Origin of the sequence: Vibrio sp. A8-1 (assembly GCF_013048685.1) — a bacterium.
GTDB classification, from domain to species: domain Bacteria; phylum Pseudomonadota; class Gammaproteobacteria; order Enterobacterales; family Vibrionaceae; genus Vibrio; species Vibrio metschnikovii.
Window position 1 is genome coordinate 1 of record NZ_VHTC01000028.1, and the last position, 23,032, is coordinate 23,032.

Annotated in this window: 18 protein-coding genes, 1 tRNA gene and 1 rRNA gene; 11 read left to right on the forward strand and 9 right to left on the reverse strand. The window is 45.1% G+C overall.

Going from position 1 to position 23,032, the window contains the following annotated elements:
* The first annotated feature begins 5 nt into the window (after positions 1-5).
* A 5S ribosomal RNA gene (rrf, locus tag FKN93_RS13465) occupies positions 6-121 on the forward strand.
* Between the two features lie 68 nt (positions 122-189).
* A tRNA-Ser gene (locus FKN93_RS13470) sits at positions 190-280 on the forward strand.
* Positions 281-406: 126 nt separating this feature from the next.
* Here the strand turns inward: FKN93_RS13470 and add are convergent.
* The 5 genes from add to glnA all read right to left on the reverse strand — a co-directional run bounded on the left by add (position 407) and on the right by glnA (position 6,439).
* Positions 407-1,411, reverse strand: a complete 1,005-nt coding sequence (gene add / locus FKN93_RS13475; protein ID WP_154169878.1) for an adenosine deaminase — start codon at positions 1,409-1,411, stop codon at positions 407-409.
* A 126-nt stretch (positions 1,412-1,537) separates the two neighbouring features.
* Positions 1,538-2,944, reverse strand: a complete 1,407-nt coding sequence (gene glnG / locus FKN93_RS13480; RefSeq protein WP_004394360.1) for a nitrogen regulation protein NR(I) — start codon at positions 2,942-2,944, stop codon at positions 1,538-1,540.
* 38 nt (positions 2,945-2,982) lie between these two features.
* Positions 2,983-4,029 carry a nitrogen regulation protein NR(II) gene (glnL, locus tag FKN93_RS13485; RefSeq protein ID WP_004394361.1) on the reverse strand — a complete coding sequence of 349 codons (1,047 nt, stop codon included), beginning with the start codon at positions 4,027-4,029 and terminating at the stop codon, positions 2,983-2,985.
* Between the two features lie 236 nt (positions 4,030-4,265).
* Entirely contained in the window at positions 4,266-4,811 is a 546-nt protein-coding gene (locus FKN93_RS13490; RefSeq protein ID WP_170905292.1) for a DUF4124 domain-containing protein, read from the reverse strand.
* A gap of 218 nt (positions 4,812-5,029) precedes the next feature.
* Positions 5,030-6,439, reverse strand: a complete 1,410-nt coding sequence (gene glnA / locus FKN93_RS13495) for a glutamate--ammonia ligase (RefSeq protein WP_154169882.1) — start codon at positions 6,437-6,439, stop codon at positions 5,030-5,032.
* 503 nt (positions 6,440-6,942) lie between these two features.
* Here glnA and typA point away from each other — a divergent pair.
* The 4 genes from typA to FKN93_RS13515 all read left to right on the forward strand — a co-directional run bounded on the left by typA (position 6,943) and on the right by FKN93_RS13515 (position 11,281).
* On the forward strand, positions 6,943-8,766 hold the full coding sequence (gene typA / locus FKN93_RS13500) for a translational GTPase TypA (protein ID WP_004394366.1): 1,824 nt from the start codon (positions 6,943-6,945) through the stop codon (positions 8,764-8,766).
* A gap of 225 nt (positions 8,767-8,991) precedes the next feature.
* Positions 8,992-9,915 (forward strand): virulence factor BrkB family protein, encoded by a 924-nt coding sequence (locus FKN93_RS13505; RefSeq protein ID WP_004394367.1) that lies wholly within the window; start codon positions 8,992-8,994, stop codon positions 9,913-9,915.
* Positions 9,887-10,321: a D-aminoacyl-tRNA deacylase gene (gene dtd, locus FKN93_RS13510; protein ID WP_170905293.1), complete on the forward strand. Its 435-nt coding sequence runs from the start codon at positions 9,887-9,889 to the stop codon at positions 10,319-10,321. The genes FKN93_RS13505 and dtd overlap by 29 nt, the downstream gene beginning before the upstream one ends.
* Positions 10,322-10,354: 33 nt before the next feature.
* A complete protein-coding gene (locus FKN93_RS13515) occupies positions 10,355-11,281 on the forward strand; it encodes a bifunctional GNAT family N-acetyltransferase/hotdog fold thioesterase (protein WP_004394369.1) in 927 nt (308 codons plus the stop codon).
* 47 nt (positions 11,282-11,328) lie between these two features.
* Here FKN93_RS13515 and FKN93_RS13520 read toward each other — a convergent pair whose 3' ends face one another.
* From FKN93_RS13520 to hslR, 4 genes are all read right to left on the reverse strand, one after another.
* On the reverse strand, positions 11,329-13,236 hold the full coding sequence (locus FKN93_RS13520; RefSeq protein WP_170905294.1) for an AsmA family protein: 1,908 nt from the start codon (positions 13,234-13,236) through the stop codon (positions 11,329-11,331).
* 108 nt (positions 13,237-13,344) lie between these two features.
* Entirely contained in the window at positions 13,345-14,973 is a 1,629-nt protein-coding gene (pckA, locus tag FKN93_RS13525; RefSeq protein ID WP_158144597.1) for a phosphoenolpyruvate carboxykinase (ATP), read from the reverse strand.
* A gap of 339 nt (positions 14,974-15,312) precedes the next feature.
* Positions 15,313-16,203, reverse strand: coding sequence for an Hsp33 family molecular chaperone HslO (hslO, locus tag FKN93_RS13530; RefSeq protein WP_004394373.1), 891 nt, complete (start codon positions 16,201-16,203; stop codon positions 15,313-15,315).
* A gap of 19 nt (positions 16,204-16,222) precedes the next feature.
* Positions 16,223-16,609: a ribosome-associated heat shock protein Hsp15 gene (gene hslR / locus FKN93_RS13535; RefSeq protein ID WP_170905295.1), complete on the reverse strand. Its 387-nt coding sequence runs from the start codon at positions 16,607-16,609 to the stop codon at positions 16,223-16,225.
* 264 nt (positions 16,610-16,873) lie between these two features.
* Between hslR and gspC the strand changes: the two genes are divergently transcribed.
* Genes gspC through gspG form a run of 5 tightly spaced genes read left to right on the forward strand, consistent with a single transcriptional unit; the run spans position 16,874 to position 23,032 of the window.
* A complete protein-coding gene (gene gspC, locus FKN93_RS13540) occupies positions 16,874-17,758 on the forward strand; it encodes a type II secretion system protein GspC (protein ID WP_170905296.1) in 885 nt (294 codons plus the stop codon).
* Positions 17,759-17,793: 35 nt separating this feature from the next.
* Positions 17,794-19,821 carry a type II secretion system secretin GspD gene (gene gspD, locus FKN93_RS13545; protein ID WP_170905297.1) on the forward strand — a complete coding sequence of 676 codons (2,028 nt, stop codon included), beginning with the start codon at positions 17,794-17,796 and terminating at the stop codon, positions 19,819-19,821.
* Positions 19,821-21,332 carry a type II secretion system ATPase GspE gene (gene gspE, locus FKN93_RS13550; protein WP_170905298.1) on the forward strand — a complete coding sequence of 504 codons (1,512 nt, stop codon included), beginning with the start codon at positions 19,821-19,823 and terminating at the stop codon, positions 21,330-21,332. Before gspD ends, gspE begins: the two co-directional genes overlap by 1 nt.
* The gene (gene gspF, locus FKN93_RS13555) at positions 21,333-22,553 is read left to right on the forward strand and encodes a type II secretion system inner membrane protein GspF (RefSeq protein WP_170905299.1); all 1,221 of its coding nucleotides are present in this window, start codon (positions 21,333-21,335) and stop codon (positions 22,551-22,553) included. It begins immediately after the preceding gene.
* A 35-nt stretch (positions 22,554-22,588) separates the two neighbouring features.
* Complete coding sequence (gene gspG, locus FKN93_RS13560; protein ID WP_040903885.1) at positions 22,589-23,032, forward strand: type II secretion system major pseudopilin GspG; 444 nt, start codon at positions 22,589-22,591, stop codon at positions 23,030-23,032.

A 23,032-nucleotide genomic window follows, 5' to 3' on the forward strand; every position in this document is an offset into this window, starting at 1 on the left:
ATTTGCTTGGCGACCATAGCGTTTTGGACCCACCTGATTCCATGCCGAACTCAGAAGTGAAACGAAACAGCGTCGATGGTAGTGTGGGGTCTCCCCATGTGAGAGTAGAACATCGCCAGGCTTTAATTTTGCCGCTTAATAAGCGGCCGACCATGAGCAAATATTATTTTCTTGTGGATTAAAAATTGTGGAGAGATGGCTGAGTGGTTGAAAGCACCGGTCTTGAAAACCGGCGATGGTTAATAGCTATCCTAGGGTTCAAATCCCTATCTCTCCGCCACTATTTGAAAAGCCGCTAATTTATTAGCGGCTTTTTTGCGTTACGCACCTGATTAAATTTCAATAAAAAAGATCGAATGTTTCGATCTTTTTTATTTTTTATATTATTGGCCTTTTTTATATTGGCCTAGTGGCGTGCGGCGACTTTGTTTATTAACGTCTGTTTTTCACTTTCAGATAAGAAGGCAAGTGTTACACCATTCTTCTGTGCCTGATAAATCTGTTCGTTACTAAGGCCCGCTTTAGGCGCCGCGATCAGATATTCGTGAGGAAGTTCTATACCTTCTACAGCAGGGTCATCTGTGTTAAGGCAAGCCAAGATACCGTGATTTAAAAAGAGTTTAATTGGGTGTTTCTCTAAGCTTTCAACCGTACTGGTTTGAATATTAGATGTTAGACAAGATTCAATACCAATATGATGTTTTGCCAGATAATCCATCAGCTTGGGATCGTTAATCGCTTTGACGCCATGGCCAATACGTGTAGCCCCTAATTCTTTAATCGCCTGCCACATACTTTCAGGACCAGCGGCTTCTCCAGCGTGTACTGTGACATGTAACCCTGCATCTTTAACTTGTTTAAAATGTTGGACAAAGCGCTCTCCAGGTTGTCCTAATTCATCACCAGCAAGATCGACTGCGACAATATGATCTTTTTGGCTAAGAATCGCCTCTAATTCTTTCTGGCATGCATCGGTTCCGAAAGTTCGGCTCATAATACCAATCAGATTAGCTTGAATCCCGAAGTCGCGAACCCCAGCTTGTACACCATCCACGACGGCTTCAACGACACCAGCAATAGGAAGATTATGTTTCATGGCCATGTAGTAAGGTGAAAATCGTAATTCGGTATAATCAATCTGAGCACGTAAAGCATCTTCTACATTCTCATAGGCGACTCTACGGCATGCCTCTAAATCACCTAGTACCGCAACTCCCCAGTCCAATTTGGATAGGAAAGCGACTAACGAAGGCTCTGCTTCAACGATTTGTACATAAGGTGTTAAGCCTTCTACCGTATTGGCAGGCAGTGCGATATTAAACTTACGACCTAGGTCAAGAATGGTTTGAGTGCGTATGTTGCCATCTAAATGGCGATGTAAATCGGTAAGAGGGAAGTTTTTGGTTATCATGGCATTTTTCCAAGTCATATTGTCAATCAAGTATAAAAACCAAACGCATGTCTGTCAGTAAGACGAGCTTGGGAATCTGCACAATTCATCTTTATTTTGTTATTGTTTACTGAAAGTGTTGATAGCTTACGAGTAAAGCTCTTTTAATTTACGCGTTAAGGTGTTGCGTCCCCAGCCTAATACTTTAGCTGCCTCTTGTTTATGGCCGTGAGTATGATCGAGCGCTACCTCTAATAGGATACGTTCAAATTCTGGTTGAGCATGGGTTAAAAGATCGGTTTCACCAGCCGCTAATGCGGATCTTGCCCAGACCTCAAGCTGAGCTTGCCAATGTATATCCGTTGTTGTTTCTACTGCTTTACGTTGTTGGAGTAGCTCTGGCGGAAAGTCGCTTGGCAAAACTTCACTGCCGCTGGCCATTACTGTCAGCCATCGGCACATATTTTCTAGTTGCCTTACATTACCTGGCCAATCCAAGCGATTAAGAATTTCAACACTCTTAGGATGCAATGTTTTCATTTCTACACTGAGCTCTTTTGCTGCTAATGCTAAAAAATGTTTAGTCAGTTTTTCAATATCTTGTCGCCGTTCACGTAAAGCCGGAATGTGAATTCGGATCACATTAAGGCGATGAAATAAGTCTTCACGAAATTTTCCTTGTTGAACTAATTTTTCTAAGTGTTGATGGGTTGCAGCCACAATGCGAACATCAACTTTTAAAGCTAGGTGTCCACCAACGCGATAAAATTGTCCGTCAGAAAGGACTCGTAATAATCGTGTTTGTATATCAAGTGGCATATCACCAATTTCGTCAAGGAAGAGAGTTCCCCCGTTGGCCTGTTCAAAGCGCCCTTGACGAACACTATTTGCTCCAGTGAAAGCCCCTTTTTCGTGTCCAAACAGTTCGGATTCAATCAAGTCCTTCGGAATGGCAGCCATATTAAGGGCGATAAATGGTTTTTGTGCTCTAGGACTATGACGATGTAAAGCATGAGCGACCAATTCTTTACCTGTTCCTGACTCTCCATTAATCAGTACCGAGATGGAGGAACGGGAAAGTCGGCCAATCGCTCGAAACACCTCTTGCATCGCCGGTGCTTCGCCAATAATTTCAGGTGATCTATAGGTTGAGATTGTGTGCTGTACTTGAGTCGTGCGCTGCTCTTGTCCGTGTGCCATCGCTCGTTCGACTAAGGTAACGGCTTCATCGACGTCAAAAGGTTTGGCGAGATATTCAAAAGCGCCTTTCTGATACGCATTCACGGCTGCATCTAAATCAGAATGAGCCGTCATAATAATGATCGGTAATTCAGGCGTACGAGAATGGACTTGGTTAAGTAGCTCAATACCATCCATGCCAGGCATTCGAATATCAGAGATCAGTGCATCTGGTGTTTCTCTTTCTAACGCCATTAGGACACTTTCTGCATCAGAAAAAGTTTCACATTTTATATTGGCTGCGGCTAAGGTTTTTTCGAGAACCCAGCGGATTGAGCTATCATCATCAACCACCCAGACGTATCCTTTGCTCATGTTTGTTCTCCTTTTTATTCGACCGGATCCTGGTCAGGTTAAATGGGTAAATAAATGGTAAATGCGGTACGCCCTGGCCAGCTTTCAACGTCAATTTTTCCATTGTGTTGATCAATGAGGTTTTGTGAGATGGACAGTCCTAGTCCTGTTCCTCCTTCTCGGCCACTCACCATGGGATAAAATAAGGTATCTTGTAATTCAAGAGGGATGCCAGGACCATTGTCGATGATTTCAATTTTAGCGGCCAATTTATGACGATGACCGTGAATATTGGCTTGATGCACGGTTCTGGTACGCAGCGTAATCATTCCATAAGGTTGGTGAGCGAGAATTTGCGCAGCGTTACTAACAATATTTAATAGTGCTTGTTCAATTTGATCGGTATCCATCAATAGCTCAGGTAGACTCGGATCATAATCTCTTTCAATGGTGATTGAGTGGGTTGTTTCCAATTCAATCAATTGCCTTACTTTTTCTAGAATAACATGTAAATTCTCATGCGTTTTTTTTCCAGGTTTTTGGGGGCCAAGTAGCCTGTCGACTAGCGTTCTTAAACGATCGGCTTGTTCAATAATGATTTGCGTATATTCAGTTAGTTCACGATTAGGAAGCATTCTCTCGAGTAGTTGCGCTGCGCCGCGTAATCCTCCTAACGGATTTTTAATTTCATGGGCCAAACTTCGCACCAATAACTTTGCTGCTTGTTGCTGAGCATGTTGGTTGAGTTCTTGTGTTAAACGTCGCTGTTGACCAATCTTCCTCATTTCAACCAATAGCATGAGCTCTTTTTGCCATGAGAAAGGGCTTACCGTGACTTCTAGCATCAGTGGTTTGCCATCCACTACAAACGTGACGTCACTGTCGGTAATACTTTGTCCGCTTTGTAATGGTTGAGTTAATAAAGCGAGATCAAGCGAGGCATGTTGTACGAGTGCAGACAATGATTGATGAAGAATACGTTTAGCACTTTGCGAGAAGAGTTGCTCCGCCGCAGGGTTAGCATAACGAACAGATAAGTTCTCATCGAGTAACAACGTTGCGGTGACGAGATTATTTAATATCGCTTCACTTCGGTCTAGATTCACAGCGGCATCCTATTACCCATTGATACATTGCACCAGTTTGGTGCGGCCGATAGTTCAGTATGGCGCAACGGAATAAAAAGCAAAAGCTTAAATAAGAGCGAGAATCTTCATTTCTCATGGCTGCCAGTTATCGCGGCATTGGCTGACGAGGTGTTGTCACCCTTTTGCATTGATAAAGCATGAGATATCAGCTTGCTATGGTTTGTTCACTCAGTATGAGATCATACAATGACCGATTAATGCCGCGCAGCTCGATGTAAATAAACCGTTACTGACTTAGTTGATGCAATAACCTTGCCGTTTTCAATTGCTTGAATCATCAAACGATGTTCACCTCGATCGATATTTTTTAACTCCCAATAATTTTGCGTATTAGGCGCACCATAGGCTTGGTTATTAAGCATCAGTTGTAGGTGCTGATGGGTTGTCAAAGGGTGACTTAACTCAACGACAACTTTAATTCGTCCTTGGTTATCACGAATCGTTTGTTGATCAAGTGGCGAGATTATCTGTAGTGCTAAGGCTGGCAACTCGGAGCGGCTAGGTTGAGAGGTTTTACTTGGTAGGGGGTCATCGATTGGTATTGCTTCACTAAATTGAGGCTCGGGAGCAAGATGATCGTCGACTGATAAGGTAATTAATTGAGCATGTGGGCTCTGAGCAAAATCACTAAAATGAACAATCCCGTGTTCATCTTCCCAAACGTACGCCGTTTGTGCATGACAGGTGATTGGCAACAGCACGCTGTAGATCAGTAAACACACGATAAATATCGGATTCATTTTTTACCTCATATTTTACGGCTTATTTGCTCAGAAATGGTGCAATGGAGCTAGTGAGCACCGAATTAGGTATTAGGTTTGACGGTTATGCTCCTGTTTGGTTAGACGATGACGATGTTAAAGTGAATAGAAAGAAAGCCAAATAAACAAAAGGCCCGCCTGCGAGGCGAGCCTAGAATTACGTTGCAAAATAAGCTGAGATTTACATTAGGTGCTGATTACACCGAATAATAAAGTTCAAACTCAAGTGGATGAACGGCCATGTTGACACGCTCAACATCTTTTGATTTCAGAGCAATATAAGAGTTAATGAAATCATCAGAGAACACGCCACCTACGGTCAGGAACTCACGATCTTCGTCAAGTGCTTTTAGCGCGACTTCTAAAGATTCGGCGACTTTGGGAATCTCAGCGGCTTCTTCTGCTGGTAAGTCGTACAAATCTTTATCCATTGCTTCACCAGGATGAATTTTATTTTTGATACCATCAAGGCCTGCCATTAGCAGTGCAGCGAACGCAAGGTATGGGTTTGCTGCTGGGTCTGGGAAGCGAGCTTCGATACGACGCGCTTTCGGGCTTGGCACGACAGGGATACGGATCGATGCAGAGCGGTTACGCGCTGAATAAGCAAGCATAACTGGTGCTTCAAACCCTGGAACAAGACGTTTGTACGAGTTAGTTGATGGGTTAGCGAAAGCGTTAATAGCACGGGCGTGTTTGATAATACCGCCAATATAATACAGGGCAAGATCAGAGAGACCGCCGTATTTGTCACCCGCAAATAAATTGACGCCATCTTTTGCTAGTGATTGGTGTACGTGCATACCTGACCCATTATCACCAACGAGAGGTTTAGGCATAAAGGTCGCGGTTTTGCCAAACGCATGAGCAACGTTATGTACAACGTATTTGTAAATTTGGATCTCGTCTGCTTTTGTGGTCAACGTGTTAAATCGAGTCGCGATTTCGTTTTGACCTGCGGTGGCCACTTCATGGTGATGTGCTTCAACGACTAAGCCCATTTCTTCCATGATCAAGCACATCGCAGAGCGGATGTTTTGTGATGAATCGACTGGAGCAACAGGGAAGTAACCGCCTTTTACGCCTGGACGGTGACCTTTGTTACCACCTTCAATTTCTGCACCTGTATTCCAAGCCGCTTCGATATCGTCAATCTTGAATGACGCACCAGACATGTTGTTGGTATATTTTACGTCATCAAAGAGGAAAAATTCTGGCTCTGGGCCGACAAGAACGGTATCTGCGATACCGGTTGAACGCATATAATCTTCGGCACGCTTAGCAATAGAGCGTGGGTCACGGTCGTAGCCTTGCATCGTGGCTGGTTCAAGAATGTCACAACGAATATTGAGAGTGACATCATCGGTAAATGGGTCAAGCACGGCACTGGATGCGTCAGGCATCATCACCATGTCAGATTCATTGATTCCTTTCCAGCCAGCAACTGATGAACCATCGAACATCTTACCTTCTTCGAAGAAGTCTGCGTCGATTTGGTGAGCAGGAATAGAGATATGTTGCTCTTTACCTTTTGTATCGGTAAAGCGTAAGTCAACAAACTTAACTTCGTTTTCTTGGATCAGCGATAGTACGTTTTCTACTGACATCTTGGATAACCTCCAGTGTTAAATAAAGCGGTTTGGGCTCGAATCAAAATGAAATCAGCACAGATTAATGTTTTTTCATCAAGCTTAATCCGTACTGTATTTATCTAAGCGATAATCGTGCCAGTTTTTATTGTCCATAAAATCAATTGCTTGTGTTTTGATGGGTGAGTTTGGTGCGTATTGTTGCACCAAAAAGATCACGTATTGCACTTTTGTGGTGCAATACGGTAGCGTTGCTCACTACGGCTAACAAAGCTTGTTCATTCAGCCGATTATTCATGGCTTTGTCAATCTTCATTTCTGTGTGGGGATCGGGTTTGAATTAAGCTGGAACGACGACTAGGATGTAATGGGACAATATTGAGCGTGATAGATCACATTTTTCTAGGTTTTTCGCCAAAATCTGGTACATTATTGACCATTTTTTTAACGAAAATTTTGGCTACGTTTGTGCACTCCCGTAGAAACGAGCTATCTGTGTAAAATAAGTGAAGCAAAACTCCATGGCTACTCCACAAATTGAAAAACTAAGAAACATCGCGATCATCGCGCACGTTGACCACGGCAAAACGACCTTGGTGGATAAACTACTCCAGCAGTCGGGTACCTTAGAGTCTCGCGGTGACGCTGAAGAGCGAGTCATGGACTCGAACGATATTGAAAAAGAACGTGGTATTACGATTCTTGCCAAAAATACCGCGATCAATTGGCACGATTACCGTATTAACATCGTAGACACCCCTGGACACGCTGACTTCGGTGGTGAAGTTGAGCGTATTATGTCTATGGTTGATTGTGTTTGCTTGATTGTCGATGCTGTTGATGGTCCTATGCCACAAACACGCTTTGTGACTCAAAAAGCTTTTGCTCATGGCTTAAAGCCGATTGTCGTTATCAATAAAATTGACCGTCCAGGTGCTCGCCCTGACTGGGTAATGGATCAAGTGTTTGACTTGTTTGATAATCTAGGTGCAAGTGATGAACAGTTGGATTTCCAAGTGGTTTATGCTTCAGCACTGAACGGTTGGGCGACCTTAGAAGAAGGTGTTATTGGTGAAAACATGGAACCATTGTTCCAAGCCATCGTCGATAATGTGGAGCCTCCACAAGTGGATCTTTCTGGTCCATTACAGATGCAAATTTCACAACTTGATTATAGCTCGTACGTTGGCGTTATCGGTGTGGGCCGTGTGACTCGTGGTAGCGTAAAAGCTAACCAACAAGTAACGGTTATTTCTGCTGATGGTAAAAAACGCAACGGTAAAGTCGGTACTGTACTCGGATACCTTGGTTTACAACGTACGGAAACCGAACTGGCCACTGCTGGTGATATCGTCGCGGTTACTGGATTGGGTGAGTTGAAGATATCGGATACGATTTGTGATGTTAATGCCGTTGAAGCATTACCACCATTGAGCGTTGATGAGCCTACAGTGACCATGACTTTCCAAGTAAATACTTCTCCTTTTGCCGGTAAAGAAGGTAAGTTCGTTACTTCACGTAATATTCTTGAGCGTCTTGAGAAAGAGTTAGTGCATAACGTGGCACTTCGTGTAGAGCAAACCGAAGATCCCGATAAATTCCGTGTTTCTGGTCGTGGTGAATTACACCTTTCTATCTTGATCGAAAACATGCGTCGCGAAGGCTTTGAATTAGCGGTTTCACGCCCAGAAGTTATTCTTAAAGAAGAAAATGGCCAGTTAATGGAACCGTTTGAGACCGTGACTATCGACGTGATGGAAGAGCATCAAGGCGGGATCATGGAGAAAATTGGTCTACGTAAAGGCGAGATGAAAGATATGTCGCCAGACGGTAAAGGCCGAGTTCGTTTAGACTTTGTGATGCCTTCTCGTGGACTGATTGGTTTCCAAACTGAGTTTATGACATTAACGTCAGGTTCAGGTTTGCTTTATCATACGTTTGATCATTATGGCCCTCACAAAGGTGGTGATATTGGTCAGCGAGTCAATGGCGTGCTGATTTCTAATGCAACGGGTAAGGCATTAACTTACGCATTGTTTAACTTGCAAGAGCGTGGTCGCTTGTTTACTGAGCATGCTGACGAAGTCTACGAAGGTCAAGTGATCGGCATTCATAATCGTTCTAACGATCTAACCGTAAACTGTCTAAAAGGTAAGCAGCTGACCAACGTACGTGCTTCTGGTACGGACGAAGCTCAGGTGCTAACCCCTGCGATTAAATTTACTCTTGAGCAGGCACTTGAGTTCATTGATGATGATGAATTGGTTGAAGTGACGCCAAAGAGCATTCGTATTCGTAAGAAACACCTAACCGAAAACGAGCGTAAACGTGCTTCTCGTGGCTAATTAATGGTCATAATGGCAGTGAAAACCCTTATCCTGTAAAGGCTAAGGGTTTTTTTATATCGCGAGTTGGCTTGGTGTGAGAGTGATGTCTAATCAAGGGGAAATGAAGCGTTGGATGATGCGTTTAAGGATATCCTGACATAAGATGTTGTGATGGTGGAGAGGCAATAGCGTCAATTTTTCAGTACACTAGCATAGTGGACAGCACAACGTAGGAGTGAGATTTTGGCCCTAGAGATGTTATTTAAGCAAAGCGTGCGGTTTGTTCGTTATTTATTCAACCGAATGAATCATGACCGAATCAATATTAATGCCGGCTATTTAGCTTATATTACTTTATTGTCCCTTGTGCCGATGTTAACGGTGCTGTTATCCATTCTTTCCTCGTTTGCCATTTTTGATAATGTAGGGGAAATTATCCAAGAGTTTGTGATCACTCACTTTGTTCCTGCGGCCGGCGATGCGGTTAGTAACGCTTTACTGCAGTTTGTTGCTAATACGGGAAAAATGACCGCTGTTGGTGGGGCCTTCTTATTTATTGCCGCGTTAATGCTGATCTCAAATATCGATAAGAATATGAATTTTATTTGGCGAGTACGCAATAAGCGGCGGGTCGTCTTTTCATTTTCTATGTATTGGATGATTTTGACCTTAGGGCCGATTCTTGTCGGCACGAGCATTGCGGTGACCTCCTATGTAACGTCTTTGAAATTGGTGGAAAGTGAAGCGTTTAGCGGTGTTTTTCGATTGTTTTTAAGCCGATTGCCTTTTTTATTGTCCTTTTTTGCTTTTGTGGGTTTGTATGTTTTGGTTCCCAATAAAAAAGTTCGCCTCGTTCACGCTCTATCCGGAGCATTTGTTGCCGCTTTGTTGTTTGAGTTAAGCAAAAAAGCCTTTGCCGCTTATATTACCCAATTTCCGTCTTATCAATTGATTTATGGCGCACTCGCAGCGATACCGATTTTATTCGTCTGGGTATATTTATGTTGGTTGATTGTACTGATTGGTGCTGAGTTTACTGCCGCTTTAGGTGAAAGTGAGCAATGGAAGCGCGAGCCTAACGTGGTAGACTCAACCACTCGATTAGATAAATTAGCAGAGAAACCACAAGGAGATCCAAGTGATCGCTTTAATTCAACGGGTGAGTGAAGCTGCGGTTCGCGTCGATGGTGACGTCGTCGGACAAATTGAGCGCGGTTTATTGGTGTTACTGGGAGTCGAGCGTGATGATGATGAGGCTAAGGCGAAGCGTTTGGTCGAGCGGGTCACGCAGTATCGCGTTTTTGAAGATGAAGCCGGTAAAATGAACCTTAGCGTGCAAGATGTTGGTGGTAGTGTTTTGGTCGTTTCACAGTTTACGCTGCCTGCTGATACCAAAAAAGGCACCCGAGCCGGTTTCTCACGTGGGGCTGCACCACAAGAAGCGGAACGCCTGTACGATTATTTTTCAGATCTATGTGCGACCATTTTACCGACGCAGCGAGGACGTTTTGCGAAGGATATGCAAGTCTCACTTATTAACGATGGTCCAGTGACTTTTTGGTTACAGGTTTAATCTGAGCGAAATAGCGCTTTAGGAAGGGAATCAATGTTTAAGCTTATCACTCCCAAGACGGAAAACCAGCTCAACAAGTATTACCATTTTCGTTGGCAGATGCTACGTGAGCCGTGGCGAATGCCCTTAGGTTCGGAGCGTGATGAATACGATCCCATGAGTCATCATCGAATGATTGTCGATGGACGAGGACGACCGATTGCGATTGGTCGGGTCTATATCACTCCTGACAGTGAAGGGCAAATTCGCTACATGGCGGTGAAGTCTAGTGCGCGTAACAAAGGGATGGGATCCTTGTTGTTAGTGGCACTTGAGTCTTTAGCTCGTCAGGAAGGAGCGAAGCGTTTAGTGTGTAATGCTCGCGAAGATGCGATTGCTTTTTATGCACAAAATGGCTTTGAGCGACGAGGACCTTTAACGGATGAGCGAGGCCCGGTGCGTCATCAGCAAATGGTTAAACCGCTAGACCCGATGGCCGATGTATTGCGTAAACCAGAGTGGTGTACAGAGTTACAAGAACGCTGGGCGACGCATATTCCGATCAGTGACAAGATGGGTATTAAAGTCCAACAGTATACCGGTTATCAGTTTCAATGCAGTGCGCAGCTTAACCCTAATTTAAATCCTCACAATACGTTATTCGCTGGTTCGGCGTTCACTTTGGCCACTCTGACGGGGTGGGGAATGGCTTGGTTATTAATGCGTGAGCGTAATCTGCAAGGGGACATTGTGCTGGTTGATAGCCGTATTCGTTATCGGCATCCAGTGGTGCATAATCCCGTTGCATCGACCTCATTAGATGGGATCAGCGGTGATCTTGATCGCCTGGCTTCAGGGAGAAAAGCACGTATTGTGGTCAAAGTGGATATCAGTAGTGGTACTAAAGATGCGGTAGAATTTATTGGTACCTATATGCTCATCCCCGATTATTTGACGATCATTGATAACGCTCGAGCTTAATCGTTCCTCGCTTGAGCATGGTGATCTATCCATATCAGTGAGATCAGTTATCTTGTCGATGGATTCTCCGTTGATCGGCATAGCGCGTTAACTTGTGTCGCCTGTTGATCTCGTAATAGATCGAAGTGATGCTCAGTGCAATCTTGCCACAGATGCAGTTCTAGCATTGCTTGATCGGGGGTTAATAAATCCATATTTCCGTCAAGTTTGGCATTCAGTTTAGGGCCAGATAGAGTGATTGGTGGGAGTTGTAGTCGTCCTCGGTCAGCCGTTAGCTGAATGGCATCTGATTCAAAAGGTTGAACCACCAGCGTATCATGATGTTGATAAGTAAAGGTTCCTTGACGCAAGTAGCCATTAAGTTGCCCAGTTAAGGAGTGGCTGAACATCGGGTAATCACCAGCTAGCCCTTGTGCGGTAACAGTAAACTCAGCTAAAGCATCGACGTTTAATGGCAGTGGAACCCAATGGTTAAAAAGCTGCAGTGGTAGGCCATCGGCATGCAATTGGAGTTGCCAAGGCGCACTGGCTGTCGTGGCATCCCAATTTGCTGTCGCATCAAGATACCCTTGTTCGAGAGGGAAAAAAGCTCGAGTGATATGCCCAAGGCCATTGTGGCTACTGACCTCGATAATCGCTTGTGAGGTTAGTGTTTGTTCAATACTGGCATTATTAGCACTTAAAGTCAGTTGCCCGTTCCATAATCCCCATCGTCCATGACGCTTCAATTCCAGCCCTTGCCCAGCAGCGTTGAATCCAGAGAGTTGCCAATGGGGGGAGTCAGCTAACTGAATCAGTTGTAAGTTATTTAAGTTCAACTGTTCAATGTGTAAGTTTTTTAAGGCAGAGAGGGCATGACTGGGTAATGAAAACTGACCAATTTGCTCTTGAATCCAGCGACTTCGGCTGATGGCCAGTCGATGTAGATAGAGCTCATCTGGGGTAACAAAACCATTAAATTGAACATGCCCATCAAGCCAGTCGGCGGTAAATTCAGTGATTGTGATTTTTTGGGGAGTCAATTCCAGTTTAAACGTGGGTTCGTTCCATTGCTGATTTTGCCAGAGCAGACTATCGGCATTAAGGGAGAGATAGCCATTTTCTTGCTGCCACCAAGATGGGGTAAGTAATAGATTCTCGAGAGAAAAACTCACGTTATTCAAGGTGACGTCACCTTGCTGAATATCGCTATTAAGAACATCTAAGCTATTAATATGAAACAGATGCTTTTCAATAAGTTGTCGCCAAGCCAGCGGAGGTAATGGTGAGTTTGGGGTGATGTTTAAGCGATTGATGGTGGCATTCACTAGTGACCAACCTTGTGGATACTGCTCCGCTTGGCCAGAAAAAAGCGCCTGTCGCCAAGCAAAGGAAAAGCCGTAAATGGTGCTCTGTTGCGCTCGATGATCGGCATCAATCAATAATTGACTTAACGCTTCACCTTGCCAATAAACCTGTTCCGCAGATAACTGCAGTTTACCGTAAGGTAATGAGTGGGTCGTTGCTGGCCATTGCGGTTGCTCTATTTGACCGCTTAGGCCGCGGATGATCCAATCATGATGTACATAATCAATATTGCGTATCGCTAACTGATGCAGTGCCCACTGCTTAGGCCATTGATAACTCGGTAGTCCAGAAGAGAGATTTGCTCCATCGATTAATAGGCTATCAATTTGCCACCGCCCCTGTTTTCGTAAACGGGGGTTGAGCCAAATATCTACTTGTTGGGCGTGAAAAGGGTTGGATGAGAGATAAAGCGTTGGATTGATGAAACGAAAGTGCAGTGGATAAGTATACTCGAGTTGATGGAAAGTGACGGTTTGTGGCCATAGCTGATTAACGAACCATTGTGCGCAAGGGGTCAGGTAGCGAGTATGCACTAGGGCGAAGAGCAATAATACACCACTGGTCATGACAAGAAGACTCGCGATACCCAGGGTCAGCAGTTTTTTCATCATTCTCTCATACTGTCATTATGCGAATGCATAGCTTGGCGTATCTTGCGTAGCGGTTCAAGCCAAAAATAGCCCCTCATTGCGAGGGGCTAGTCTAGTTATAATCGCTTAATCAAGCTGTGGGCCTGCGCTCACTAATGCTTTGCCTTCCGCGTTGTCTGTATACTTAGCAAAGTTGTTGATAAAGCGAGCCGCAAGATCTTTGGCTTTGCTTTCCCACTGTAATGGATCGACGTAAGTGTCACGAGGGTCCAAAATCGCAGGATCAACCCCAGGTAAAGCGGTCGGGATTTCTAGATTAAAGATGGGAATCGATTTGGTTTGTGCTTGCTCAATCGAACCATCCAGAATCGCATCAATGATTGCACGAGTATCTTTAATTGAGATACGTTTACCAGAACCGTTCCAACCAGTATTGACCAGATAGGCTTCTGCGCCAGCTTGTTCCATACGTTTAACGAGTACTTCGGCGTACTGAGTTGGGTGTAAGGTTAGGAAAGCTGCACCAAAACACGCCGAGAAAGTAGGGGTTGGTTCGGTTATCCCACGTTCGGTACCCGCTAGTTTAGCGGTAAACCCAGATAGGAAATGATACTTGGTCTGCTCAGGGGTCAGTTTCGATACTGGAGGCAGTACGCCAAAAGCATCGGCGGAAAGGAAGATCACTTTATTGGCATGACCACCTTTAGAGACTGGCTTAACAATGTTTTCGATATGGTAAATGGGGTAAGAGACACGGGTATTTTCAGTCTTAGACCCATCATCAAAATCGATGGAGCCATCACCGCGCACAGTGACGTTTTCTAGTAATGCATCACGACGAATCGCATTATAAATGTCGGGTTCGGCTTCTTTGGACAGTTTAATAGTTTTAGCGTAGCAGCCACCTTCAAAGTTAAACACGCCGTCATCATCCCAGCCATGTTCATCATCACCGATCAAAGCACGTTTCGGATCGGTAGAGAGCGTGGTTTTGCCAGTTCCGGATAGACCGAAGAAAATCGCCACATCGCCCTCTTTACCCATATTGGCTGAGCAGTGCATTGAGGCGATACCTTGTAATGGAAGGAAGTAGTTCATCATCGCGAACATACCTTTCTTCATCTCACCGCCGTACCAAGTGCCGCCGATCAGCTGCATTTTCTCGGTGAGATTAAATACGGTAAAGTTTTCTGAATTTAATCCCTGTTGTTGCCATTTGTCATTGGTGCATTTCGCGCCGTTCATCACCACAAAGTCAGCTTTAAAAGTCGCTAACTCTTCTTCACTGGGGCGAATAAACATATTTTTCACAAAGTGAGCTTGCCAAGCAACTTCAGTAATCACGCGAATATTGAGACGAGTATCTGGGTTAGCACCACAATAGCCGTCAATAACGAATAGACGTTTGCCTGATAGCTGTTTAGTAACAAGAGATTTTAGGTCATTCCAAACCGCTTGATTGATCGGCTTGTTATCATTTTTGGCGTGCTCTGAAGTCCACCATAAGGTATCGCGGGTAGTATCGTCATTGACAATAAATTTATCTTTTGGTGATCGGCCAGTGAAAATACCCGTATCAACAGCGACGGCTCCCAGCTCTGTCACGATGCCTTTTTCATAGCCAGCCAAATCTGAGCGAGTTTCTTCCGCGAACAACAGCTCGTAACTGGGGTTACGGATCACTTCTGTCGCGTTGGTAATTCCATATTGGGTAAGATCTAATTGTGCAGCCTTGGTATGTTCCATAACGGTCATTAGGTGCTCCTTATAAGGATTTTGTAGGGATTTTATGTAACTTTTTGTAATTGTTATCTGTTTACCATGCTAACAACGGGGTACCGAAAAAACAGGGAGCTAGGTCAAATATTACCCATGTCTTTTCGAAGATTATAAGCAACCCGTCACAGATACTGGCATTACCTATTCTATCGTGTACGCAAACCTTTGCGCTAGCGTAAATGATTAATATTCAAAAGAAAATAAGTATGCTGTACGGTATGGTTTATGCTTGATTTATTGACGGTTTGTGCACAAAAAAAGCCAGCAAAATGCTGGCTGTAAGGTGATTTTATCGTGCTTGTTGAGCGATGAAAATTAATGCACCGTTGGATTGTTGGGAGCGCTTTGAGCAAAGAGTTCACTGACTTGGGCGCTGTCAAAAGAGTAAGTCGTTCCACAATAATCACAGTGCAAGGAGACTTGACCCTCTTCGGCGAGAATACTGTTTACTTCTTCTTGGGCGATAGTGATGATCGCGGCGGCGCTGCGTTCTCGAGAGCAGCCACAAACAAACTCAACGACTTGTGGTGTAAAGAGTTGCACCTTTTCTTGGTTATAAAGACGATAGAGAAGATCCGTCGCTTCTAGACCAAATAACTCACTATCTTTAACAGTGTTCGTCAACTGTTCTAGATGCTCAAAGTCCTCTTCAGAACCCGTACCATCAGGCATCACTTGTAACAACATGCCTGCGGCATGAGGTTTGCCATCGTGTTCACCGGTGCGGATCCATAAGCGTGTTTTTAATTGCTCAGAGCGCAAGAAATAACCTTCGAGCACTTGTGCTAGGTTATCTCCTTCAAGCCCGACGACACCTTGGTAACGCTCACCTTTTTTAGGTTCAATGGTAATGACTAAATAACCGTTACCGACCAATTGATGCAGAGTAGCATCCGCGGCAATTTGCCCATCCCAGCGAGCGACACCGCGCATCTTTTGTTGATTATCGCCATTGATCACGACCAACGAAACGGGACCATCGCCTTGCAATTGCATGGTGATTGACCCTTCAAACTTTAACGTCGCCGTCAGTAAGCTGGTGGCGACCAATAGCTCACCGAGTAAGTGTTGAATTGGTACGGGGTAATCTTTACTGGTGATAATTCGTTGGTAAACATCATTGAGTTGTACCAATTCACCACGCACCGATAAGTCTTCAAACAGATAGCGATGTAATAGATTGTTGGGGGTTACTTGTGTTGTCATAGTGAATGATCCGACTAATTTATTGATGTTTGAATTTGAGAAGATCACGGCGCTGTTTCTTATCTGGACGCCGTTCTGGACTTGGGTTATGGGCATTGAGCTTACGAAGCAACGCTTGGCGTTCTCGTTTGACGATACTCTCTGAAGTTTCGCTATACAAAGCCTGTGCTTCGGCTGCGCCGCGCCGTTGCTGAGCAATCTGTTCAATGACAACGGTTTTTTCTTCATTACCTTGACGTAAGGTAATCATCGCACCGACTTCAACCGCTTTACTGGGTTTACTCCGCTGACCATTATAGTGAACTTTGCCCCCTTCAACCATCTCTCGGGCTAATGCGCGTGTTTTATAAAATCGAGCGGCCCAAAGCCATTTATCTAAGCGAACTGCTTGTTCTGGGGAACTCATGATTATTGGTGGCCTCTAAGGTAGTCACGCTGTCTGCGGTTTCGCGCTACGCCTTTGGTGTTTATCTTGTAAAGATAGCACAGCTTTCGGAGTGGATTTATCAACAAACTATGGAGACAAGCTCCCAGATTTTCAAGCGAAGCGGTAAATAATCATCATAAAATAACGTCGTCAGTCGCACCGATTATCGAGCTGATGTATATTAACTGACTCAATAACTAGTGAACGCTTTGGATGATGAATCAGCAAGGATTGAAATAATCAATGGAATTTAATCAACAGACTTTTAGCGAGCGCATGGCGCAGGTTCTTCGTTGGCAGAATCCGTTGAGTCTCATTCTCACTTTAACTTGCCTTGTTTTCTCTGCTTGGATCATTGGCCAACTGGTGTGGTTGTTGCCAAAACAAGAGAGTTCGATCGTACCATGGGTGGCGAAACCAATCAGTAGCCAAGTGGCGACGGCGAGAACGGATATTCGTCCGTTGCAAAATAGTCATCTGTTTGGCGTTTATAATCCCCAAGCGGCTCCTGTTGTCGTGGCTCCCGTTCAAGTCGATGCGCCGCCCACGCGTCTTAATTTAACCTTAGTTGGCGTCGTTGCCAGTAATGAGCTGGAGCGCAGTTTGGCGGTTATTGCTAACCGAGGCCAGCAAGCCACTTACGGATTGAATGAACAAATAGAAGGAACCCGCGTGAAGTTAAAGGCGGTATTGGCTGACCGAGTTATTATTGATAATGCTGGTCGGGATGAAACGCTAATGCTAGAAGGGCTCGATTATGGTAAGCCGAGCACCAACAATGTGGCTCAGCGCACAGCGCCTGCCGCACAAGCGGTGGTAGAAGACAAGCTGGCTGCTATTCGTTCGGCGATCAGTCAAAATCCCCGTGAGGTGTTTCAGTACGTGAGCTTGTCGCAAGTCAAACAAGATGATCAAATCGTCGGTTATCGCGTTAGTGCTGGGCGAGATCCTGCGCTTTTTGAAGCCGTTGGTTTACAAAATGGGGACATCGCTGTGCAGCTGAATGGGCTCGATTTAACCGACCCGAGTGCAATGACGCAAGTGTTTGAGTCCATTTCTGATCTGACTGAGCTGAATCTGACGGTAGAGCGAGATGGACAACAGCATGATATTTATATTCAGTTTTAACAGCCAATTGGCGGTAATCATTAAGGGAGTATTGTGTGAAGCATTGGCTTAAGAAAAGTAGCTGGCTTTTGGTGGCAAGCCTAATTGCAGCGCCATTAGCACAGGCGAATCAAACCTTCAGTGTCAGTTTCAAGGGCACCGATATTCAAGAGTTTATTACTATCGTTGGACGAAATCTTGAAAAAACCATCATCGTCGATCCTTCGGTACGCGGAAAAATTGACGTACGCAGCTACGACACCCTCAATGAAGAGCAGTACTACAGCTTCTTTTTGAATGTTCTTGAAGTGTATGGATTTGCCGTGGTGGAGATGGATAACGGTGTACTGAAGGTGATTCGCTCTAAAGATGCTAAAACCTCGGCTATTCCGGTGCTGGGCAATGATGATCGCGCTTTTGGTGACAGTGTCGTCACTCAAGTGGTGACCGTGAAGAATGTTTCCGTTCGTGAGCTATCTCCGCTATTGCGTCAGTTGATTGATAACGCTGGCGCGGGCAACGTAGTGCACTATGATCCGGCGAATATCATTTTGATTACGGGCCATGCTGCGGTGGTCAATCGCTTAGCCAATATTATTCATCGCGTTGATCAGGCTGGCGATACTGACATTGAAGTGGTCGAGCTGCGCAATGCTTCTGCTTCCGAAATGGTGCGGATCGTTGAAGCTCTGAGTCGTGCTAACAATACTCAAAATGCGCCTGAGTTTTTACAACCTAAATTTGTTGCCGATGATCGCACCAATTCGATTTTGATTTCGGGTGATCCGAAAGTGCGCGAGCGGATTAAACGTTTGATTAATCAGTTGGATGTTGAAATGGCTACGCGAGGCAATAACCGCGTGGTCTATCTGAAATACGCCAAAGCCGATGATTTAGTCACCGTGTTAAAAGATGTGTCTGAAAATCTTCAGGCCGAAAAACAAGGTGGCCAGCGTAGTGCAAGTTCATCACGTAGCAGCGTGATGATTTCCGCGCATACCGATACCAACTCGCTGGTGATCACTGCGCCACAAGACATCATGAACTCTTTATTGGATGTGATTTCTCAACTGGATATTCGCCGCGCTCAAGTGCTGATCGAAGCCTTGATTGTTGAAATGGCCGAAGGTGATGGGATTAATCTCGGCGTACAATGGGGTTCATTAAAAGATGGCGCGGTAATTCAATACGGCAATAGTGGTGCGCAAGTGGGCCAAGTGATGGTTGGATTAGAGCAGGCAAAAGACAAAACTATCACTGATAGTCGTTGGAACTCTGATACGGGTAAATATGAGCCATACAGTCGCACACAAACAGGTGACTATTCAACGCTCGCTTCGGCTTTATCAGGAGTCAATGGTGCCGCGCTTGGAGTAATGATGGGCGACTGGACGGCGCTGATCAGCGCGGTATCGAGCACCTCAAGCACCAATATTTTATCATCACCGAGCATTACGGTAATGGATAACGGTGAAGCCTCGTTTATTGTTGGTGAAGAAGTACCAGTATTAACCGGTTCAACCGCTGGTTCGAATAATGATAATCCATTCCAAACCGTAGAGCGTAAAGAAGTCGGCATCAAACTGAAAGTTGTGCCACAAATTAACGAAGGTGATTCCGTTCAGCTCTCGATTGAACAAGAAGTTTCCAATGTGCTTGGGGCTCAGGGCGCGGTCGATGTGCGTTTTGCTAAGCGTCAGTTGAATACCACGGTGATGGTGCAAGATGGACAAATGCTGGTGCTTGGCGGGTTGATCGATGAGCGCACCGCAGAGAGTGAATCTAAGGTACCGATTCTTGGTGACATTCCATTGTTAGGTTATCTATTCCGCTCAACCAATACCACGGTAGAAAAGAAAAACCTGATGGTGTTTATTAAGCCAACCATCATTCGTGATGGTATGACGGCGGACGGTATCACTCAGCGCAAGTACAACTACATCCGTGCCGAGCAGTTGTTTAAAGCCGATCAGGGGCTGAAGCTAATGGATAACAATAATATTCCCGTATTACCGAAATATGGTGAATCTCGTCGTCATCCTGCTGAATTGCAAGCTTTTCTTGATCAAATGGATAATAAATAATGAGTGTGGATGTGATTGATACGCAGGGGTTGCAGCGGATTCGTCGCTTACCGTTCAGTTTTGCTCAGCGCCATAAGTTGGTTTTAGAGTGGGATGAAGCGCAACACCATGCCACGGTGTATTGCGTTGCGCCATTGTCGATTCCTGCTCTGGTTGAAATTAAACGCGTAATCAAACAGCCGTTTGCGTTGAGTGAGATCAGTGCTGAAGCATTTGAAGCCAAAATCACCCAAGTCTACCAACGAGACTCATCCGAAGCGCGTCAGTTAATGGAAGACATTGGTGCCGATAGCGATGATTTCTTTTCTCTCGCCGAAGAGCTGCCGCAAAGTGAAGATTTACTCGAGTCCGAAGACGATGCGCCGATCATTAAATTGATCAATGCCATGCTAGGTGAGGCGATCAAAGAAGGCGCATCGGATATCCATATTGAAACCTTTGAGAAAGTACTGTCGATTCGCTTCCGAGTCGACGGGGTGCTCCGTGAAGTGCTATCACCGAGCCGTAAATTATCGCCCCTGCTTATTTCACGGGTAAAGGTGATGGCTAAACTGGATATTGCCGAGAAACGCGTTCCTCAAGATGGGCGAATTTCTCTGCGTATCGGCGGGCGGGCAGTCGACGTGCGTGTTTCTACTATGCCTTCTTCTCATGGTGAGCGAGTCGTGATGCGTTTGTTGGATAAAAATGCCACTCGGTTAGATTTATACAGCTTAGGCATGACCAAAGCCAATCACGATAATTTCCGTAATTTAATTGCTCGGCCACACGGTATTTTATTGGTCACTGGACCGACGGGGTCGGGAAAATCGACTACGTTATATGCCGGACTGCAAGAACTGAATAGCAGTGAACGGAATATCCTCACGGTAGAAGACCCGATAGAGTTTGATATTGACGGTATTGGCCAGACGCAAGTTAACCCCAAAGTCGATATGACCTTTGCTCGTGGTCTGCGGGCGATTTTACGTCAAGATCCGGATGTGGTGATGGTCGGAGAAATTCGTGATTTGGAAACGGCGCAAATAGCGGTGCAAGCTTCTTTGACCGGTCACTTAGTGATGTCGACGTTGCATACCAATACCGCAATTGGTGCGATTACTCGTTTACGTGACATGGGTATCGAGCCTTTTTTAATTTCCTCTTCGTTGTTGGGCGTGCTGGCACAGCGTTTGGTACGTACTTTATGCCCAGAGTGTAAGCAGCCATACGAGGCGGATAAAGAGCAGCGTAAGCTGTTTTCGGTCAGTAAAAAAGAGTCATTAACCCTTTATCGCGCCGCAGGTTGTGAGAAATGTAATTTTAAGGGGTACCGTGGGCGAACGGGGATTCATGAACTGATGTTAGTGGATGATAAGGTTCAAGCGCTGATCCACCGCGAAGCGGGTGAGCAAGCGATTGAACAAGCGATTCGTGAACAAACGCCAAGCATTCGCGATGATGGATTGGATAAAGTGCGCCAAGGGATCACCTCATTAGAAGAGGTGTTGCGCGTGACCAAGGAGTCGTAAATGGCAGCGTTTGAATATCGAGCACTGGATGCCAAAGGCCGGCAAAAAAAAGGCATTCTCGAAGGTGATAATGCTCGTCAAGTCCGTCAACGCTTAAAAGAGCAAGGTTTGCTGCCGATTGAAGTGGTGGAGACGCAAGCCAAAGCAGCTAAAGCTCAACAAAGCAGTTGGGTCAAACCTCGCGGCATTAGTACACCCGATCTGGCTTTGTTGACTCGTCAGCTTTCGACTTTGGTTCAGTCAGGGATGCCGTTAGAAGAGTGCTTACGCGCCGTGTCTGAACAATCGGAAAAACCACGGATCCGTAATATGCTGGCTGCAGTGCGGGCTAAAGTCACCGAAGGCTATACGTTAGCCGATAGCTTGGCCGACTACCCACATATCTTCGATGATCTGTTTCGCTCAATGGTCGCTGCGGGTGAAAAATCCGGGCATTTGGATGCGATTTTAGAGCGATTAGCGGATTACGCTGAAAACCGACAAAAAATGCGTTCTAAGTTGATGCAAGCCTTGTTGTATCCGATTGTCTTAGTAGTGTTTGCTGTTGGAATCGTGGCTTTTCTACTTGCTGCGGTGGTGCCGAAAATTGTCGGTCAATTTGTACAGATGGGACAGGCGCTGCCTGCATCGACCCAATTTTTGCTCTCTTCAAGTGATTTTGTTCAGCAGTGGGGATTAACCTTACTCGCCAGCGTGTTAGTGAGTATTTACTTTATCAAATGGTTACTGCGTAAACCTAACGTTCGTTTGTACTGGCATAAAAAGCTGCTGTTTATGCCGATGGTTGGCAAAATTGCCAAAGGGCTGAACACGTCGCGTTTTGCGCGCACGCTATCGATTTGTACTTCCAGTGCGATTCCGATCCTCGATGGCATGCGAGTGGCGGTTGATGTGATGACCAATCAATACGTTAAGCAGCAAGTCTTACTGGCGGCCGATAACGTACGTGAAGGCTCTAGCTTGCGTAAAGCCTTATCTCAAACCAAGTTGTTCCCGCCCATGATGTTGCACATGATTGCCAGTGGTGAACAAAGTGGTGAATTAGAGAGTATGTTGACCCGTGCTGCCGATAATCAGGATGCCAACTTTGAATCGACGGTGAATATAGCACTGGGGATTTTTACCCCTGCGTTAATCGCGTTAATGGCTGGATTGGTACTGTTTATTGTCATGGCAACCTTGATGCCGATTTTAGAAATGAATAATTTAATGAGCCGTTAATCGGTGTACGATGCTTGGATCGAAATGGAGTAACTATGAATAGAAGAGCAAGTAAACAGTCAGGTTTTACCTTACTGGAAGTGATGGTGGTGGTGGTAATTTTAGGAATTTTAGCCAGTTTCGTTGTGCCTAACTTATTAGGTAACAAAGAGAAAGCCGATCAACAAAAAGCCATTACCGATATTGTTGCCTTAGAAAATGCCTTGGATATGTATCGCTTGGATAACAATGTTTACCCAACGACGGATCAAGGCTTAGAGGCGTTGGTGACCAAGCCATCAAACCCTGAACCGCGTAATTATCGTGACGGTGGATACATTCGTCGTCTACCGAAAGATCCTTGGGGTAATGATTATCAATATTTAAGCCCTGGCGATCATGGTCGGATTGATGTCTTTACTTTAGGGGCGGATGGTCAAGAAGGTGGCGAAGGTTCGAACGCCGTGATTGGTAACTGGAATTTGCAGGATTTTCAATAA

Excerpts from the sequence above, each read along its gene's own strand:
- add (WP_154169878.1), bottom strand. The coding sequence starts at position 1,411 with ATGATAACCAAAAACTTCCCTCTTACCGATTTACATCGCCATTTAGAT.
- glnG (WP_004394360.1), bottom strand. The coding sequence starts at position 2,944 with ATGAGCAAAGGATACGTCTGGGTGGTTGATGATGATAGCTCAATCCGC.
- FKN93_RS13490 (WP_170905292.1), bottom strand. The coding sequence starts at position 4,811 with ATGAATCCGATATTTATCGTGTGTTTACTGATCTACAGCGTGCTGTTG.
- glnA (WP_154169882.1), bottom strand. The coding sequence starts at position 6,439 with ATGTCAGTAGAAAACGTACTATCGCTGATCCAAGAAAACGAAGTTAAG.
- typA (WP_004394366.1), top strand. The coding sequence starts at position 6,943 with ATGGCTACTCCACAAATTGAAAAACTAAGAAACATCGCGATCATCGCG.
- FKN93_RS13515 (WP_004394369.1), top strand. The coding sequence starts at position 10,355 with ATGTTTAAGCTTATCACTCCCAAGACGGAAAACCAGCTCAACAAGTAT.
- FKN93_RS13520 (WP_170905294.1), bottom strand. The coding sequence starts at position 13,236 with ATGAAAAAACTGCTGACCCTGGGTATCGCGAGTCTTCTTGTCATGACC.
- pckA (WP_158144597.1), bottom strand. The coding sequence starts at position 14,973 with ATGACCGTTATGGAACATACCAAGGCTGCACAATTAGATCTTACCCAA.
- hslO (WP_004394373.1), bottom strand. The coding sequence starts at position 16,203 with ATGACAACACAAGTAACCCCCAACAATCTATTACATCGCTATCTGTTT.
- hslR (WP_170905295.1), bottom strand. The coding sequence starts at position 16,609 with ATGAGTTCCCCAGAACAAGCAGTTCGCTTAGATAAATGGCTTTGGGCC.
- gspC (WP_170905296.1), top strand. The coding sequence starts at position 16,874 with ATGGAATTTAATCAACAGACTTTTAGCGAGCGCATGGCGCAGGTTCTT.
- gspE (WP_170905298.1), top strand. The coding sequence starts at position 19,821 with ATGAGTGTGGATGTGATTGATACGCAGGGGTTGCAGCGGATTCGTCGC.
- gspF (WP_170905299.1), top strand. The coding sequence starts at position 21,333 with ATGGCAGCGTTTGAATATCGAGCACTGGATGCCAAAGGCCGGCAAAAA.
- gspG (WP_040903885.1), top strand. The coding sequence starts at position 22,589 with ATGAATAGAAGAGCAAGTAAACAGTCAGGTTTTACCTTACTGGAAGTG.